General features: G+C 41.6%; 15 protein-coding genes and 1 tRNA gene. 6 read left to right on the top strand and 10 right to left on the bottom strand.

What is annotated here, in order from left to right; genetic code table 11:
- Nucleotides 1–42 precede the first annotated feature (42 nt).
- From AABK37_RS12075 to AABK37_RS12045, 7 genes are all read right to left on the bottom strand, one after another.
- Nucleotides 43–1218, bottom strand: a complete 1176-nt coding sequence (locus AABK37_RS12075) for a hypothetical protein (RefSeq protein ID WP_432551805.1) — start codon at nucleotides 1216–1218, stop codon at nucleotides 43–45.
- A 4-nt stretch (nucleotides 1219–1222) separates the two neighbouring features.
- The gene (locus AABK37_RS12070; RefSeq protein ID WP_432551804.1) at nucleotides 1223–1495 is read right to left on the bottom strand and encodes a hypothetical protein; all 273 of its coding nucleotides are present in this window, start codon (nucleotides 1493–1495) and stop codon (nucleotides 1223–1225) included.
- Between the two features lie 129 nt (nucleotides 1496–1624).
- The gene (locus tag AABK37_RS12065; RefSeq protein WP_432551803.1) at nucleotides 1625–2026 is read right to left on the bottom strand and encodes a hypothetical protein; all 402 of its coding nucleotides are present in this window, start codon (nucleotides 2024–2026) and stop codon (nucleotides 1625–1627) included.
- Nucleotides 2027–2331: 305 nt separating this feature from the next.
- Nucleotides 2332–2841 (bottom strand): plasmid segregation centromere-binding protein ParR, encoded by a 510-nt coding sequence (locus AABK37_RS12060; RefSeq protein WP_432551802.1) that lies wholly within the window; start codon nucleotides 2839–2841, stop codon nucleotides 2332–2334.
- A gap of 5 nt (nucleotides 2842–2846) precedes the next feature.
- Nucleotides 2847–4004, bottom strand: coding sequence for a ParM/StbA family protein (locus AABK37_RS12055; protein ID WP_432551801.1), 1158 nt, complete (start codon nucleotides 4002–4004; stop codon nucleotides 2847–2849).
- Between the two features lie 208 nt (nucleotides 4005–4212).
- Nucleotides 4213–4827 carry a DedA family protein gene (locus AABK37_RS12050; protein WP_432551800.1) on the bottom strand — a complete coding sequence of 205 codons (615 nt, stop codon included), beginning with the start codon at nucleotides 4825–4827 and terminating at the stop codon, nucleotides 4213–4215.
- A 202-nt stretch (nucleotides 4828–5029) separates the two neighbouring features.
- Nucleotides 5030–6100 carry a Gfo/Idh/MocA family protein gene (locus AABK37_RS12045; RefSeq protein ID WP_201280392.1) on the bottom strand — a complete coding sequence of 357 codons (1071 nt, stop codon included), beginning with the start codon at nucleotides 6098–6100 and terminating at the stop codon, nucleotides 5030–5032.
- A gap of 641 nt (nucleotides 6101–6741) precedes the next feature.
- On the opposite strand from AABK37_RS12045, the gene queC reads away from it, so the two are divergent.
- A complete protein-coding gene (gene queC, locus AABK37_RS12040) occupies nucleotides 6742–7431 on the top strand; it encodes a 7-cyano-7-deazaguanine synthase QueC (RefSeq protein WP_432551818.1) in 690 nt (229 codons plus the stop codon).
- A 3-nt stretch (nucleotides 7432–7434) separates the two neighbouring features.
- Complete coding sequence (locus AABK37_RS12035) at nucleotides 7435–7671, top strand: hypothetical protein (RefSeq protein ID WP_432551799.1); 237 nt, start codon at nucleotides 7435–7437, stop codon at nucleotides 7669–7671.
- Here the strand turns inward: AABK37_RS12035 and AABK37_RS12030 are convergent.
- Nucleotides 7607–8968: a hemolysin family protein gene (locus AABK37_RS12030; RefSeq protein ID WP_432551798.1), complete on the bottom strand. Its 1362-nt coding sequence runs from the start codon at nucleotides 8966–8968 to the stop codon at nucleotides 7607–7609. The genes AABK37_RS12035 and AABK37_RS12030 overlap by 65 nt on opposite strands.
- Nucleotides 8969–9142: 174 nt before the next feature.
- Here AABK37_RS12030 and AABK37_RS12025 point away from each other — a divergent pair, with 174 nt between their 5' ends.
- Entirely contained in the window at nucleotides 9143–9400 is a 258-nt protein-coding gene (locus AABK37_RS12025) for a hypothetical protein (protein WP_432551797.1), read from the top strand.
- On the opposite strand, the gene AABK37_RS12020 is transcribed toward AABK37_RS12025, so the two are convergent.
- Nucleotides 9355–10050: a hypothetical protein gene (locus tag AABK37_RS12020; RefSeq protein ID WP_432551796.1), complete on the bottom strand. Its 696-nt coding sequence runs from the start codon at nucleotides 10048–10050 to the stop codon at nucleotides 9355–9357. The genes AABK37_RS12025 and AABK37_RS12020 overlap by 46 nt on opposite strands.
- A 261-nt stretch (nucleotides 10051–10311) precedes the next feature.
- On the opposite strand from AABK37_RS12020, the gene AABK37_RS12015 reads away from it, so the two are divergent.
- A tRNA-Ile gene (locus tag AABK37_RS12015) sits at nucleotides 10312–10384 on the top strand.
- Between the two features lie 221 nt (nucleotides 10385–10605).
- Here AABK37_RS12015 and AABK37_RS12010 read toward each other — a convergent pair.
- A complete protein-coding gene (locus AABK37_RS12010; RefSeq protein WP_432551795.1) occupies nucleotides 10606–11037 on the bottom strand; it encodes a hypothetical protein in 432 nt (143 codons plus the stop codon).
- Nucleotides 11038–11139: 102 nt separating this feature from the next.
- On the opposite strand from AABK37_RS12010, the gene pyrE reads away from it, so the two are divergent.
- Both pyrE and AABK37_RS12000 read left to right on the top strand, forming a co-directional pair.
- Nucleotides 11140–11760, top strand: coding sequence for an orotate phosphoribosyltransferase (gene pyrE, locus AABK37_RS12005; RefSeq protein WP_432551794.1), 621 nt, complete (start codon nucleotides 11140–11142; stop codon nucleotides 11758–11760).
- 500 nt (nucleotides 11761–12260) lie between these two features.
- Nucleotides 12261–16982 carry a response regulator gene (locus tag AABK37_RS12000; RefSeq protein ID WP_432551793.1) on the top strand — a complete coding sequence of 1574 codons (4722 nt, stop codon included), beginning with the start codon at nucleotides 12261–12263 and terminating at the stop codon, nucleotides 16980–16982.
- The last annotated feature ends 8 nt before the right edge of the window (nucleotides 16983–16990 follow it).

Here is a 16990-nt window from a genome sequence, read left to right as displayed (position 1 = left end):
GCGATTAACCCGTAGATACTTCTAATAAATTATTATAAATAATTACTCATCATCCCAATCCATATCATTTAAATATGCTTGGCTATCTTCTTGTTCTACTCTCAAAACATCGATTCGCCGCTGTCTTAGCATTCGCCGGATAGCTTTGACTGCCGATTTAGCGGGTGAGCGATAACAAGTATTAGAAGATAATTTTTTTCCTTGTTCTATTTTAAATTCAACTTCTTTACCGTCTTTAGTGGTGATAGATATGAACTCACTATAAACTCTCTTCTTTAATGTACTATCGATTATATTAGAAGATGCTCTTTCTCTAATTTTAACCGAAACAATACTGTCATACAGATATTCACACATTTCATCATTTCTAGAGACACCTCTCATGAAATTCCAATGGCATCTGTAGTATGATAAAAAGTTTTTGCATAGAAAGATTACTATAAACTCATATACACCGTATATTCTTTTCCTGCCATCAGTAGTTGTTACACTCTGAAAATCTCCTGGAGATATCAAAAGTCTTTGTTTGTCAGATGCAATACGAGAGTTATCTATTTGAATCATAGACTTTAAACTTTTTTCATCACGTCCAGATTTTAGCCATATTGGACTTTGCTGAAGTAAGTTTTGCTTCTTTCTTGAATTGATTTCATATTCTTCTAATTCATCATCTTCTAAATCTTCAACTCTTAATTTATTTTTGATTTTCTCAAGATGCCTCCCATTGTCATCTATATTTAGCTCCAATAAACTTATTTTTATAAGGTTATATATATCTTCATTTAACCATTCAATAATCTGCTCATCCGTAACTTGAGAGCGAGGGAGATTATCTCTATATAATTTATATATGACCTTTCTTAACTTCAATTTTGGCAATAGATAAATAACAATTGCTATACCAACAAATAGAAATATAAGATTGCTGATTAAAAGTGTATTAAAAAATTCTATTATTCCTCTGGTTAAAGAATATCCTAATCTTACTAAAGTTAAAAAACCTATACAAAGCCATATACCTTTTCTCGGAAATCTTCGTTGAATGATTGATTGCCATAAATCCCTGCAACTCTCCTCAATAAATTCTGAAATAACATGATTCAAATTATGATATTCAAATATTGATTCATCTTCCAACCATGAAAGTGATTCCAATGCTTTTCGATATTTGAAATATTCTCGAATCAGTCTTCGTTTTTCAGTATCATTTAAATACATTACTTCATTCCATTGAGATGATAATTTTTTTTAATTGTTTATTTTTAATTATAGAACTAAGCTTATGTTGACGATTTTCTTTTCTTAAATCTCCTGATGTAGACAGCTTTTTTATTAGAGCGAAATATTCTTTTTCGCTTTCAAGAATATTTAAATCATTTGCTGGTGGTGGTAAACTAAATCCATGAGAATAGTAGCAGCAATAGCCAACCACCAATCTCAAAATTTGTATTTCAAGATCCATAAAATCAAATTTTCCGGATTGATCTATTACCAAACAATTCCAAAGATTTCCGGCTTCGTATGGATCTAAATCCTCTAGAAAGCTAAATTCTTTTTTAACCTTTTTAATTAAGCAATCAAAGCTAAGTTTTGCTTTTTTCCGGCGCTGCTCAGGATTTTGTAGTCATATATTTATTGTTGGGTTATGAATTGTACCTCCCTGTACAACCATCCCAATTTTTTCTGCTAATTTCGTAAAATTTTGAACGCTGGCAGGTTGAGACTTGACAACATCTGCTACAGCTTGGACTGCTTGAGCAACTTCAGGATTAACCTTAGCAGATTCCTCTAATTTTGCCTGCAAAACCTCTATACCATAATCCTCTGGCTGTTGTTGTGTTAATTCTGGACGTTGTGCAGCCAGTTCTATGGCACTTGCGGTATTTGGAGACTTGCGCTTCAGCAATTGCATTAACTCTTTGCCTTTCTCCAGCGCCTTTTCTCCTAGCTTTTCACCTGTCTTTTCAATAGCTTTGGTTAAAACCAGAGTAGCGATCGCCCCAGCCGTCAATGATACAGGCTCCATAAGTTATAGTTTCAAATCTGTTACTAAGTAATTTTACCCGATAACTTGCAGTTTACTAACACTTTATCTATGAAAATACGCCTAACTAGCCTACGTTCGCCGTGCGTAACGTTGCTACAGGCTAGGTAGGCTTTTCGCATGTATAGCCCCAGGCTAAAGCGCTTAAGGGCGATAAAGCGCAATTTTACACTTACCCACATACCATCAATTGTCTATAAATCTTATCTAAAAAAATTAACAATCCTTAATAGTAATTACTATTAAGGATGTTTATTGACATTTTCTGCTCAACACCTGATGACTGTTTAAAAATCATCGAGATACTGACTCAGACGGCTGATTACAGGGTCAACATCTTGAGGAGGAGTTGCAGCAACAGCATAATTAGTATGATTTACTACCTCTTGTGGTGCTGATGTTGCTTGGGTTTGAAGTTGAATGATTGGTCGTTCATTCACCATGATTGCCAGCTGTGCAACTTGTTGACTAAGTTGCAAAAGCTGGCGTTCCATAACCTCCAAACGATTAGATTCCTTAGCAAAAAAACGTTCCTCAAGAACTGCCACTTGACGTTGCAATTCAGCGATTTGTTGTTCTTCAAATGCTGGTGCTGTCGGTTTTTCTGGCGTTGTTGGTGATGGTCGGACAGATTCCGGTACACATAAAGATTGCCATAAGGCTTCTTTACAGAGGTCGCTGAAAGTCTTCTCTGGGTCTTTTTCCAAATGGCTATCTACAAGCGCCAACAAGCTCTCGTCAGCGACCCCTGGATTGAACGTGACCGATCTTACTACCTTTTTTGACCATTGGAACATCAGTTTTAAGCCCTAGCGGAGCGACTGGAAGAAATCTGTGCTTCTCCATAAATATACTGCCCCAAAGCGTTAGCTTGGCGAGAGGGAGCAGCTAGGTGGGCATTAATTTTCGCATCTTTGAGCAGTCGTTGCATATCTTCCCAGAAGAACTCACCACCACCGCCAGTGAGAATCACATCAGTAACGCGTTCTGGTAGCCATGCTAGCACGCGATCGCATATCTGACGAGAAAACTGCTCTGTCAGGTTGGGGAGAAAATCATCTAGGTTAGTTGGCTTGCTGGCACCTTTTGGACGATAAAAGCGATCGCCTTTGGGCTTGTTCACAGCTGAAATTAACGCTAGAGACTGACTATCCGCTCCTTCAATCTCTTTGGCGACTATTTCATAAAACTTGCTCATCGCAAAGTCTTCGCTCTTAGAAGCACCGCGAGCGAAACGGAAGTTATCCACCATTAAACAATCGATAGTTTGATGTCCGATATCGACGATCGCCACCGAAACTTTGGTAAAATCTGGAACACCCGGTCCTTTTTTCGGTTGAGCTTCACACCATAAAAGACTGCCATAGCCTTCTGGCATTACCCAAACCTTGCTAACATTCAGGTTCACAGATTCCCCTCGGAAGTTCATCACATGGGGACCACCTACCTGACTGATCAGTTGTGCTTTTTCTTTTTCAAATTGCTCTAAAGAAAGAAAAGGCAGACCGAGAATAACTGAGATTTCATCTTTCAGCTTGAAGTAGCCGGCACAAGCCAAAACTTTTACCAGTGCATCTTCAACCTTAGATTGACCGACTCCGAGATTTGCTCCAAAATCTGCTGCTAGTTGACCAACAGCATAGCCATTACCTTGATATTCCAGCCACAGATCCATTAACGGGTCAGTAGCGCGTGCCTCAAAAACGCCTCCACGCACCTGTTCCATAGTCATTTGCTTGACGTTAGCGGGCACGAACATCACATTGTTCGGTTCGCGACTTACACAAGTCTTGGTGGAAGTTCTACCTAAATCAACACTAAGAATCGCTTTCCCTGTAACCATACCTATACCTGGCTTGGGAACATTATTAGCAGCATTTAGCGGGGTAGATGCCGACACTCTATTCATGGGGATAGCAGCGGCATTCATTGGAGTAGCGGCGGAAGGTTGGTCTGTCATGAAAGCTCCTAGTCTTTACTTAGCTTTAAAAGTTATCATGCTCATCTTACAAAAATGCGTCAAGCAGAAACTTTTGCTTGCGTTTGGTGTTGCCAGAAATACGCCAAGAATTACTTAATGCGTTAAAAAAGTTAACATTATTTAGGATAATGTAGGCGAATTTTTGGCACTCTTCACGCTTGCTATTACACAATTAGCGCTCTTGTTGTCATTTTCTCCTGTTTTTTCGCTTGCGTTTGACTACCCAAAAAATAAATGCCAGAGCAAGACACCCAAGCACGATTTTAGATACAGGCGCAAGGTACTTGTCCACAAGTTCGTATTGACTACCCAACACGTATCCAGAGTATGTTAGCAAACCTACCCAAGCAGCGCTACCCAAAGTTGTGTAAAATAGGAAAGGCAACAACGGCATATTGCTAATGCCTGCGGGCACAGAAATTAATGTGCGGACTCCCGGCACAAGGCGACCAATCAACACCGCTTTGCTACCTTGCCTATCAAACCAGCGTTTTGCCTTAGTGATATCTTTGCTAGATACAGTTATCCACTTGCCGTACTTGTCAGCCAAAGCTTTCAAACGCTCTTCGCCCAAAAATTTGCCTGGGTAGTACCAAACTAATGCTCCCAATACAGAACCACATAGCCCCGCAAAAAACACGCCAATAACGTTGAGTTTTGCTCCTGGTAGATTCGCACTATATCCCGCCAGTGGCATGATTAGTTCTGAAGGTATTGGGGGAAAAAGATTTTCCACAAACATCAGCGCCGCTATTCCCAAGTAACCTAGGGATTCAATCGTATTTTTGATCCAATCTCCCATGAAGTCAACTCCTAAAATTACTACAGCTGTTTAATTGCTAAATTAAACTTAATATTTATTAATAATTAATAATTTACTTTTGTCAGAGTTTAAATATTTTGATGCGGCAATAAAATTTGCACTTTCCGCCTTAATAACACGAAGCCAAAAAAAAGTAAAAGGTAAAAGTTATTTCTACCTTCTACCTTTTACCTTTTACCTTTTAAACTGTAGGAGACAATGATTGCACTAAATGTTCAGATTGCCACTCTAATGGATTCCAAACTTTATCTTCCAAAGCCATTTGTTCAATTAAACTTGCTAATCTGAGAGCTTTTAGCGCTTGTTCGCCACCAACTGAAGGTTGATTGCCACCATGTACGCAGTTGACAAAATGCTCTAATTCTGCACCCAACTTATCAATATTACTGGTGTAGACTTGTTCTATTAAACCATCCTGCTTGTAAAAGACTTGTCGATGATCCATCATTGAATTGGCAATACTGTGCCGATGAATCAAAATTTCATTTTTAAGAAAATCTGCTTCCGTAAACGAGTTTTTGCAATGAGCAGAAATGCGGCGAATTTTACGGTGAGTGATTTTGCTGGCTGTGAGGGTAGCGACAATGCCATTAGCAAACCCCAAGGTAGCTGTGACATAATCTAAATAGCCAGAGTCTTGGGCGCGACTACCACTAGCCGTCAACTTCACTACTGGGGATGCGGCTAATTCTAAAAGTAGGTCAATGTCGTGGATCATCAGATCCAACACAACTGACACATCGTTTGCCCGGTCTGAGTAAGGATTCATGCGGTGAGCTTCTAGAGCCAGCACTTCCTCTGTTTTCAGCACTTTGCTCAATTCTTGGAAAGCTGGACTAAAGCGCTCAATGTGACCTACTTGCAGGATACATTGAGATTCAGCAGCGGCATTTACTAAGGATTCTGCCTCAGAAATGCTCGCAGCGATCGGCTTTTCCATCAAAACATGAATTCCTGCCAAAAGACAGTTGATGCCGACGGCATAATGCAAGCGGGTGGGAACCGCGACACAAACTGCATCTACATGAGGCAGCAAGTCACAGTAATCTTCAAAGAAACGCACCTTATATTTACTGGCGGTTTCTAACCCTCGCTCAACATTAATATCTGACACCCCGACCAGTTCAACGTCTTTCATTGAACTGAGTACACGCGTGTGATGTTGTCCCATATTACCCACCCCAATCACGCCTATGCGGATCGGTCGTGGCTGGTTTCGTTGTATATATGGATTCAATTCTGCCACTGACATGCTATTTTGCACTACTATTTTCTCCTCAACCACCAAATCTAAAGACGCTTCGAGCGTTGGCGTTTATACTTTATTGCTAGTCATGAGCCGTCTAAAACCATCCAGATGGTAACATAGAGGTTCTATTTATGAAGAATTTCAAAGTTTGTTGTGAGTTCCCGCAATCTAAGTTTGTTTTGTATATTTAGTTTTGAGCGATTAGTTTTTTTGCGCTTTACACAAAACCGAATATGTCTTTTTATTAACTTGAAAAATTAAGTAAGAAATAAGGGTTACTTTCTCGCTCTGCATTTAGGCAATTACTTACCGGGATCAATATTGATTGAAGACAAGTTAAAATTCTTCACTTTATTGTCAGTAAAATTACAAAAGCCAAAAAATATACTACTTAGAGGATTTTCAACAAGAAGAGTTTCATTTGAAATTGCGATCGCTTATACACTTAAATTATTTTCATTGAATAATCTCCAAAATCCGGCAGAAACCCAGAGCGGCTTGTTTAAGTCATCGTGCCACGTTTTGGCTTCGATTGATGCAATTTCCTTATTTAAGGCGGCTTGCCACTCTCTTGTTTCGTATAGACCACGCTAAAGACACTGACACAACCTCTGTTTGTGGCATGTTGACAAATCAAATCAAAAATTAAAACTCAGATGAAAGCTGTAATTCTGTTGTCTGGAGGATTAGATTCTTCCACAATTCTCTATCAAGCCAAAGCTGACGGTTGTGAGTGTCACGCCATATCCTTTGATTACCAGCAGCGACACCGACGAGAGTTACAGTCAGCGCTGTTAGTCGCTCAACAAGCTGGAGTGGTAGAACATCAAGTAGTAAAATTTGACTTACGGCAATGGGGCGGTTCGGCACTTACAGACGACACTATTGATTTACCCCAAGAGCGATCGCTCGCTCAAATGTCGGAAGATATTCCTGTAACTTATGTTCCGGCTCGCAATACAATATTTTTAAGCTTTGCCCTCGCAAGAGCGGAAATTATTGGCGGCGATCGCGTTTACATTGGGATTAATGCTTTAGATTATTCTGGATATCCTGATTGTCGCCCCGATTACATCCAAGCGATGCAAGAAGTCTTTAGTTTAGGAACAAAACAAGGGCGTCTTGGGCAAGCAATTACGATTGAATCACCCCTAATTAACCTGAAAAAAACCGAAATTATCCAACTTGGCAATAAATTGGGCGTACCGTGGGAATTAACTTGGTCTTGCTACGCCGGCGGTGATAAAGCTTGCGGAGTGTGCGATTCTTGCCGCTTGCGTCTCGCGGCTTTTGCCGAATTGGGAATCGTCGATCCAGTCGCGTATGTTGAGTAGGGCATGGGGACAAGAGGACAAGGAGGACAAGGGGACAAGGAGACAAGGAGACAATTCTTTCTTCCCCTTCGGGTTCGCCAGTCGCCTCAAACTCCTCTACCCCTCCTCTCCCCATCTCCCCATCTCCCCATCTCCCCATCTCCCCATCTCCCCATCTCCCCATCTCCCCATCTCCTCATCCCCCCCTCTCCCCCTCTTCAAGGCGTCGCACTTGGATTTGGTGCAGGCGTGGTCCGGTGACGGACATGACGGTAAACTCCAGATTGTTATAATTAAAGGTTTCCCCCATAGAAGGAATTTTTTGCAATTGGTAGAGCAAAAAGCCACCTAATGTCTGATATTTTTTAGTTAAAGGCAAATTGAAGTGCAAGACTTCGTTAAAGTCTTCTAAGTTGATTTGCGCTTGCACCAAATATGTCTGTTCATCTAACATCTTGATTAACAAGTCGTCGCTACTTTCGGCTTCGTCTGCGTCGCCAATAATTTCGGCTATGACATCTTGAATGGTTACTAGCCCAACAGTACCGCCAAATTCATTGACGACGATCGCCATTGCTGGTTTCTCTTGCTGCATCCGGGGCAATAATTCACTTAATGGCATATTTTCTGGGACAAACCGCGCAGGACGCATCCAAGGCTGGATATGTGTCTGTAACGTCAGCTTGTTAGTAGCTAAAGGTTCTGCCAAATCTTTAAAATAAATAATGCCGCGAATATCGTCTAAAGATTCGCCGATGACAGGATAGCGAGAGTGACCAGTCGCTACCATTTCAGTCAGCAATCTGTTGAAGGTCGCATCTTTGGGCAAAGCTATAATGCTGGTGCGGGGAACCATCACCAATTGTGCTGTTACATCACCAAATTCAAACACATTATTCAGCAATTCTCGCTCTGAAAGCTGCAAACCAGTAGATTCTTGTTCTGTAGAGATAATAAGTTGCAGTTCTTTTGAGGTAACAGGTGGTAGCCAGCTTTGTCCTGTATACTGAATGCCAAACAATCGCATGATGGCACGAGTTGATTGGTTGAGAATCCAGATAAAGGGGCTGAAAAATCTAACGATCGCTTTTACTGAAGGTCCCAAAAACCGCGCTAGCTGTTCTGAGTACAGCATGGCGATCGATTTGGGACATAGTTCGCCTAAAATAATTTGTAGATAAGCGATTAAGAAAAAGGCGATCGGGATCGATAGGGAATGAGCGATAAAAACACTCGTCCCCATAGGTAAAGGTAATGATTCCAGCCATGAACTTACTAACCCGACAATTGTACTTTCGCCAATCCAACCCAACGCCAAGCTAGACAAAGTAATGCCTAACTGAGTAGTAGATAGCAATCTATCTATACTACGTTGCAACATTTCCACCGCGATCGCCTGAATGTCACCAGCTTCGACTAACTGCTGAATGCGCGATCGTCTCACTGTCACTATCGAAAACTCGGCTGTTACAAAAAAAGCATTGATCGCTATCAGCAGCAGCACTGACAACAATCGCAGCCCCACATCTGTCAAACTTAAACTAGGAAAACCAATCACCGTCAAAGCCCGTGTACAACTGACGCTCCTATTTAGAAAGATAATCTTGAGATTAGGGATTGTTAGTGCTTAGTTGTTGATTGTTTACGACCAAACTGGGGATTAGGGAGACAAGGGGGACAAGGGGGACAAGGGGGAGCTGGGGGCTTTTTTAAGAGGGGAAAAGGGGAGGCAGTGCGTTGTGCTCTGGTTCCCCCCGTTGTAGCACCTGCCGTGAAAGGGGAAAGGGGAAAGGGGAAAGGGAAAGAATTATTACCAATGACGGCAGATGCGGGACTCGGAGGGAACCAGAGCAACGCACAGCCAAACCTATGCCCCATGCCCCATGCCCCATGCCCCATGCCCCATGCCCAATGCCCAATGCCCCATGCCCCATGCCCCATGCCCTATCTTTCCACAGGAATATTTGGCACTTCCAGTTTCAATTTTTGATCGGGATAATCAGTCAAGGCAAGTGAGATACGCTTTACATCGTCAAGCAAAGGCGTAGGAATACTTACTGTACCAGAAAATGTCGGTCCATTTGCAGGCAATTCTGCTGGCAAGCCGTCGGTACTAGCGCTTAAGGTTCGTCCTTTGTCATCAGTGACATCCAAAAAACTGTATAAAAAGCGCACGGAATCGGCTCCTTTATTCTGCATTTTCACGCGAAGTAGCAAATCACCGCCAGAGTAGCGAGCAGATTGTACAGAAATCGTTACTTTCTGGCTTTCAGCAGCGATGGGAAATCCGGCTTGGGGTTTTTCTTCGACTTCAGTCGGTGTTTCCTGAGGTTTTGGCTTGCTGGTATTTTCTTCGTCCTCGTCATCAGATTTTTTAGCTTTAGCAGCCTTGCTCTTACCCTCAATCCGGGACTTAACAATTTTGAGGATTTCTTCCTCTCTTAATAACGTTACCGCTTGATGTTGGGCGCTGTTTGCCTTACTGCTGGCGAATTTAGTTGTAGGACGACCATCTGGGGTTGTCACACCCTTAAGTGCGGAACTCCCCAAAGTAAAGCCCCAAAACGCGCTTACAGAACCCGCTCCCAACATTAGGGTTAATAAAATCAACGTCAGAAGTACAGTGGAATTTAATTTCATTGCCAAGAAGCTATTGCCAAAGAATGATAGTCTATTTATGTAAAAGGATTGAAGCTGTGTACTTCAATCTTTAAAAGACTTAATCAATATTAGTCTGCCCTATTTCTGTGTCAAATGATGTAGTATAAAATCTGCTAAACTATTGTAGAGGGTTCACAGTCTGTGAACTCATGCTAAAATCGAGTCGTGAGGTTGCTACCTAACGCTAAAATTAGCAATAGCGTTGAAGTAATAACTCATAGCAATCTCAAACCTAAATAAGCGCCTTTGGCCGATTGGGGAGGCAGCGAGCTCATAATTCGCTTTCAGACTGGTTCGATTCCAGTAGGGCGCATCCAATCATGATAAATTTGGCATTGCATAACCGTGGGATGAATCGTAGAGACGTTCCGCATGAATCGTAGAGACGTTCCACTGGAACGTCTCTACAATACGTTCAATTTTTGACGCATATCACAAAATTATCCCGAAAATATACAACGCCAAAAATTTTGGACTTTGGTCAATAGTCATGATTATCATGACTATTGACTATTGATTTAGCGTAGCGGTATTTTACCGAGGTGGTACAGTATCAAACCTAAATTCAGTGCCGGTTTTGAGCTTGTTGGAGTTTAAGCGAGGAGACATCATTAACGATGTATTATAAGGATTGGGTAAATCTGGCGTGCGAATATATGGATCGTTGCCAACTTGCTGATTGAGAATGTCGCGATAGACAACGTTAACCAATTCAGCATCACGCGCTATTTCACTTTCCGGGAAGGAATTGCGGAACAACGAACCAGGTCCTACCAGCCAGTCTATTTGCCGTCTAAAAGTGTTGTTGCCGTAGAAATTGCGATCGTTTTTAAAGAAAGCTCGATCAAATACTTCATTCGGTGTTTCATAATTAGTTGTCCCCTTGTCATCGGCAAAAGCTGGGATGCTAATACTCGCAGCTAGCAGCACTAATAAACCGCCAAGAGCTTGAAATTTTATACCCATATTTATTACTCCTCAATATGATGGGCGAATCTTAACTTATGCTTAATTTCAGAACTTTGATGAGTTCAACCTTTGGTGTAGCACAACTTTTAATGTACTGTGATGAATTATCAAGCTGAAACCTTTACCCAGTCTGACTTGTGGGCATCTACTGCCGATTTGAATATTCTGCACCAACAGTTGCTGAATTTATTTTGCCGACTTGCCTATCAAGAAGGTGATTTTATACTTTCTTCTGGGCAAGCGAGTTCTTATTACATCAATGGGAAGCAGGTAACACTTAATCCTCAAGGTGCTTTAGCTATTGGTCGCATTCTTCTATCCCGACTACCAGAAAATACGCAAGCTGTAGCCGGTTTGACATTGGGTGCAGATCCAATTGTCACAGCAGTTAGTGTGGTTTCTGCGTATGAAAATCGACCGATACCCGCTTTAATTATTCGCAAAGAAGCTAAAGGACACGGCACAAAAGCATATATTGAAGGTCCCACTTTGCCAGAGAATGCAACAGTAGTGGTGTTGGAAGATGTCGTGACTACAGGGCGATCGGCGATGAAAGCGGTGGAACGACTTAGAGATGCGGGTTATACCGTTAATCAAGTAATTTCACTGATAGATCGCTTACAGGGTGGTGCTGAGTTTTATCAGTCGGTGGGGTTGAAGTTTGAAGCGGTGTTTACGATTGAGGATATTCAGCAAAGGTATCAGCAGCTTGCTGATTAAAGTGGATCTCTTACGTTTATGTAGAGACGTTCACACCTCGTTTTTTGCTTTATAGCAAGGAACGAGGAGAAGATTGGCATTTTGAGCGCTAAAGCGCTCACCCTTCTCTTCGAGACGCTGCGCGAACGGGTTCGCCAGTCGCTCATGGGGGAAACCACGGCACATGCTTCAAGCCGGGAAACCCGTCCAACGCAGTGCCTCCCCTTGGCGTTAGCCTCTCCCTTTGGGAGAAGACCGCGCTGGCTCACTACGAATCTAAATTATGTATCAAAAGCAAAGTCTATACTATTGGTAGTATTTAAATTTTTGTAAAGATAAATCAGTATTTATTATTAATTATTTATGAACTTTCCGCAATTATACGATATCTAATTAGTTGAATAATATGAGACTTTATATAGATAAGTAGGCGTTAATATAATTCGTCTGCCGTGGATGTTCGCGGCGGACATAATTAGGTTTGAACGTGCCCAGTTATTTCTAAAGATAAAGATGAACAAGTGACTCAACAAAATAGATATTATTCCTGGCTAAAAGTTTGCATTAAACAACCGATGCCAGGAAAGTTACCAATTATTATTGCAATTGGTACTTCACTTATAACTATTTTACTTTGGCAGGGATTGATTGCTAAAGAGAAAGAGCAAATTGAGCAACTAATTGAACAGCAATCATCTGCTGTGAAAACGGAAATTACAGCACAGTTAAAAACTCGTGTTCAAGTACTAGAGCGGATGGCAAATCGCTCTTCAATTCGTACTGGCAATACTAGGCAGGAGTGGGAAGCCGATGCAAAGTATTTTATCAGACATTACAGTGGTTTCCAAGCGATAGAGTGGGTAGATTCTTCATACCATATCCGCTGGGTTGTACCTGTAGCAGGTAAGTCAGCCGAAAAAAATTTGAATTTGAAAGTAGATTCGCAACGAAAAGCTATTTTAGAATCTGCCCTTATAAGTCAAAAGATAATTGTTACTCAGTCTATAAATTTAGTTCAAGGGGTTAAGGGATTTTCTATTTACTTTCCTTTACATACTGAGCATAAAAATGATGGCTTTATTATTGGTATTTTTAAAGTTAAACCGTTAATAGACTCGATTTTTAAAGAAAAAGAGTTACAGAAATATACAATTAGTATTTTCGACGGAAAAGAAGAGATTTACAATAACAATTATGAAAATAAGCAACATCCTAAAAAATGGAGCTATCAAACAGAAATTGACTTTTATAATGCTAAATGGCAGGTGCGGATAAAGCCAACACGAAAGTTACTAAATAAGGCTCAATCGTATCTGCCAACGGTAGTATTAATTGGAGGGTTGCTCGGTGGTTGGCTGCTAGCATTAGCAGTTTACCTTGCTCAAAAAACTTTAATGCGGACAAAGCAGCTGGAAGCCGCAAAGCTGCAACTAGAGAGAGAAATTACTGAGCATAAGCATACAGAGTCAACTTTACGGGAAAGAGAGCAGCAATTACAAGAATTTATTATCCAGCGTCAGCACGCAGAGTCAGCACTGCTTTTAAGTCAGATTCGCTTGAGACTGCTGAATAATATTGCAACTAGCATCACTTCCGGAATGTCTGTCACACAAGTAATTTCGCATACTGTCGAACAAATTAGCAAGTATTTTCAAACTTTACGTGTGGCTTTCTCGACTATTAATGAGCAAGGCATGTTAAAGGTGGTTCATTCTGTGGAACCAGAAGGAATGCCGCGAATTACAGGGTTTGTCGTTGACCTAAGTACTGCTGGTGATTATTTCCAGGCTTTAATTAGCGGTAAGACGATGATAATTGAAGACGTAACTCAGGATGAACGCTTGGTCTCGTTAGTGCCTGGGATGTTGGCAGGTAACACTCAAGCTGTTTTGGAGATACCGTTACGAGATTCAGACGGACTTACAGGTTTACTTTGTTTTGATTCCCCAGAACCCCGACAGTGGAGCGAACATGAAATTGCTACGCTCACGGAAGTTGCGAATTACTTGACAATTGTGATTAAAGATGCTCAAGCTCAACAAAAGCGGAAACGAGTCGAAGCCGAACTGCGAGAAAATGAAGCATCGGTACGATCGCTTTATGAGGTAGCAGCAGATCGCAGCCGAAATTTTGAGCAACGCATCCAGAGACTGTTAGCAATGGGATGTCGAACATTTGATTTAGATTTTGGGATTTTGGCACGAATTAAAAGCGCGAGCTATGAAATAATCATGGCGCGATCGCCAAACAATTCTCTAGCTTGCGGAGATACTTTTGACCTCAAACAAACTTTTTGCTCGCAAATTTTAAACACTGACGAACCCTTAACTGTAGATCGTCACAATATTTCATCTTGGCAAAACCACCCAGCATACTCGAAGTTGAGAATAGAGTCCTACATCGGCACGCGAGTATTAGTGGCAGGTAAACTTTATTGCACCCTCTGCTTCTGGTCACGCTCCCGGCGATATAAACCATTCAAATCGTCAGACAAGGAACTTTTAAAGTTGATGGCGCAATGGCTTGGCAGCGAAATTGAGCGCCATCAAACACAAACAGCCCTCCAACAACAATTTCAACGTACTTTACTATTCAAACAAATTACCCAAGAAATTCGCCAAAGCCTAAGCGCCAAAGAAATTTTTCAGACTACTGCAATCCAAATTGGTCAAACGTTTGGTGTTAATCGCTGTGCTATTCATGAATATATTTCTACGTCGATTCCTCATATTAAGGTTATGGCTGAGTATTTAGAACCAGGCTATATATCAATGCTTGGTTTGGAACTTCCTGTTATCGACAATCCTTATCTAGAGAAGTTGTTAGCTCAAGACTTGGCGCTTGTTTCCCCAGATGTTTATAGTGAACCTCTGTTAAAACCTATAGAATCCATCTGTCGCCAAATTAAATTAAAATCGACGTTAGCAATTCGGACATCCTACCAAGGGGAACCAAATGGGTTGATTGCATTGCATCAATGCGACGACTTTCGCTCTTGGACAAGCGATGAAATTGAGCTACTGGAATCTGTCGCTGCCCAAGTCGGAATCGCTCTTGCTCAAGCGAATCTCTTAGAACAGGAAACCAAACAACGTCAAGAACTCACCGTCAAAAATCTCGCCTTAGAACAAGCAACACGAGAAGCTGAAGCTGCTAACCGAGCCAAAAGCGAATTCTTAGCGATGATGAGTCACGAAATTCGTACCCCAATGAATGCAGTGATTGGCATGACTGGGCTATTGCTGGATATGGAACTTACCGAGCAACAACAAGACTTTGTAGAAACTATTCGCAGCAGCAGCGATGTTTTGCTTGCCGTGATTAACGATATTTTAGACTTCTCCAAGATTGAGTCTGGCAAGTTGGACTTAGAGAAACATCCTTTTAACCTGCGGAATTGCATAGAAGAAGCTTTAGATTTATTAGCTCCTCAAGCAGCTGCGAAAAGCATAGATTTAGCGTACCTGATCGATCCGCAAACTCCAACCGCAATTGTCGGAGATAATACGCGATTGCGGCAAATTTTAGTGAATTTACTCAGTAATGCAATTAAATTTACAGAAGTTGGCGAAGTCGTTGTTTCTGTAACAGCAAAACAAATTGAAGAGGGGGAAAGGAATAAGAAAAACCTTTACCCTTTAACGGCAGTTTCCACTCATACGGAGACTTGCCCAAGCGACTGGCTGCCTTTTAGCCTTTCACCTGACTTCTGCAAGAAGTCTACCTATTATGAAATTCAATTTGCGGTCAGGGATACTGGTATTGGCATTCCCAAAGAACAGATAAAGCGACTATTTAAGCCTTTTAGTCAAGTTGATGCTTCGACGACTCGTCGCTATGGCGGTACTGGATTGGGTTTAGCAATTAGCAAGCGCTTGAGCAAAATGATGGGCGGTTGGATGTGGGTAGAAAGCTGCGTTGACATCGGATCTACATTTTATTTCACCCTCGTAGCTGAGTCGGCTCCCTCAGAAATGGTTGACCTTCAAGGTCTTCAATCAAATTTAGTTGGCAAACGGCTGCTAGTGGTAGATGACAGCGCCATTAATCGCCAAATTATTGCTTTACAAGCTTATAACTGGGGCATGATTGTCCAAGCGGCTAAGTCGGGTTTGCAAGCTTTGGAATTTATTACATCACAAGAGCAATTTGATATTGCCGTTTTGGATATGCACATGTCAGAGATGGATGGTTTAAGTTTGGCAGAACGCATCCATTCTCTACCAGGGTGTGAAGAAATGCCGTTGGTAATACTGAGTTGTGTTGGTAAAATAACACAGAAAGAACTTGGCGCAAAAGCTGAATTTATAGCGGTTCTAAGTAAACCTATTCGGCAATCGCATTTGTACGATGTATTAATTCGTCTGTTATGCAGGCAACGAATTTGTGTGCTACCTTTGCCGTTCTCAGCGCCAATATTTAATTCGCGTATCAGCCAAGAGTTGCCGTTACGCATTCTGCTGGTAGAGGACATTGCTTTAAATCAGAAGGTAGCGATACAAATGTTACAGCGGTTGGGCTACCGTGCGGATGTCGCGAATAATGGATTTGAAGCACTGGCAGCTTTGCGTCGCCAATCTTACGATCTAGTCTTCATGGATGTGCAAATGCCGGAAATGGACGGACTAGAAGCGACGCGGCGCATATGTGAGGAATGGTCGCAGTGCGATCGCCCTTGGATTATTGCTACAACTGCTCATGCGATGCAGGGCGATAAGGAACAGTGCCTCAGCGCCGGCATGAATGATTATATCAGCAAACCGATTCGAGTTGAGGCTCTGATCCAATCTTTGGAAAATTATAAACGCTTGCGGCAATCTGATTTCACTTCAGCTATTGAAACATCTGATGTCAACCAAGAAAAATTAGCTTTTCAGCCAGAAATAGTTTATAAAAATGTTGCACCAGCGCTCGACGCGGAAACGTTTCAAGGTTTAAAACAAATGACAGGCAACGATGCAGAAATGATGGCAGAAATTATTGATAGCTATCTGGAAGATGCACCACAAAGATTGAGTGCGATCGCTTCTGCGGTTGAACAAAAAGATGCGGCACTTTTACGCAGTACGGCTCATTCTTTAAGGTCTTTGAGTGTCACCATCGGGGCAATGCCTCTAGCTCAATTATGCTCTCAATTAGAAGCGATGGGACGCGCTGGAACTATCAGTGCTTCTACTCTGGTTTTACAACTTGAAAAAGAGTATCAACGGGTAGAAGCTGCTTTGCAATTAGAACATTTATAGGAGGCAAA

Source organism: Tolypothrix sp. VBCCA 56010, from assembly GCF_050875635.1.
Lineage (GTDB): Bacteria > Cyanobacteriota > Cyanobacteriia > Cyanobacteriales > Nostocaceae > Hassallia.
The sequence above is the reverse complement of the archived record's forward strand: the minus strand, read 5'-3'. Positions and strand labels throughout refer to the sequence as shown.

Excerpts from the sequence above, each read along its gene's own strand:
- AABK37_RS12020 (WP_432551796.1), bottom strand. The coding sequence starts at position 10,050 with ATGAAATTAAATTCCACTGTACTTCTGACGTTGATTTTATTAACCCTA.
- AABK37_RS12055 (WP_432551801.1), bottom strand. The coding sequence starts at position 4,004 with ATGACAGACCAACCTTCCGCCGCTACTCCAATGAATGCCGCTGCTATC.
- AABK37_RS12010 (WP_432551795.1), bottom strand. The coding sequence starts at position 11,037 with ATGGGTATAAAATTTCAAGCTCTTGGCGGTTTATTAGTGCTGCTAGCT.
- AABK37_RS12075 (WP_432551805.1), bottom strand. The coding sequence starts at position 1,218 with ATGTATTTAAATGATACTGAAAAACGAAGACTGATTCGAGAATATTTC.
- AABK37_RS12045 (WP_201280392.1), bottom strand. The coding sequence starts at position 6,100 with ATGTCAGTGGCAGAATTGAATCCATATATACAACGAAACCAGCCACGA.
- pyrE (WP_432551794.1), top strand. The coding sequence starts at position 11,140 with ATGAATTATCAAGCTGAAACCTTTACCCAGTCTGACTTGTGGGCATCT.
- AABK37_RS12050 (WP_432551800.1), bottom strand. The coding sequence starts at position 4,827 with ATGGGAGATTGGATCAAAAATACGATTGAATCCCTAGGTTACTTGGGA.
- AABK37_RS12060 (WP_432551802.1), bottom strand. The coding sequence starts at position 2,841 with ATGTTCCAATGGTCAAAAAAGGTAGTAAGATCGGTCACGTTCAATCCA.
- AABK37_RS12065 (WP_432551803.1), bottom strand. The coding sequence starts at position 2,026 with ATGGAGCCTGTATCATTGACGGCTGGGGCGATCGCTACTCTGGTTTTA.
- AABK37_RS12035 (WP_432551799.1), top strand. The coding sequence starts at position 7,435 with ATGGGGACAAGAGGACAAGGAGGACAAGGGGACAAGGAGACAAGGAGA.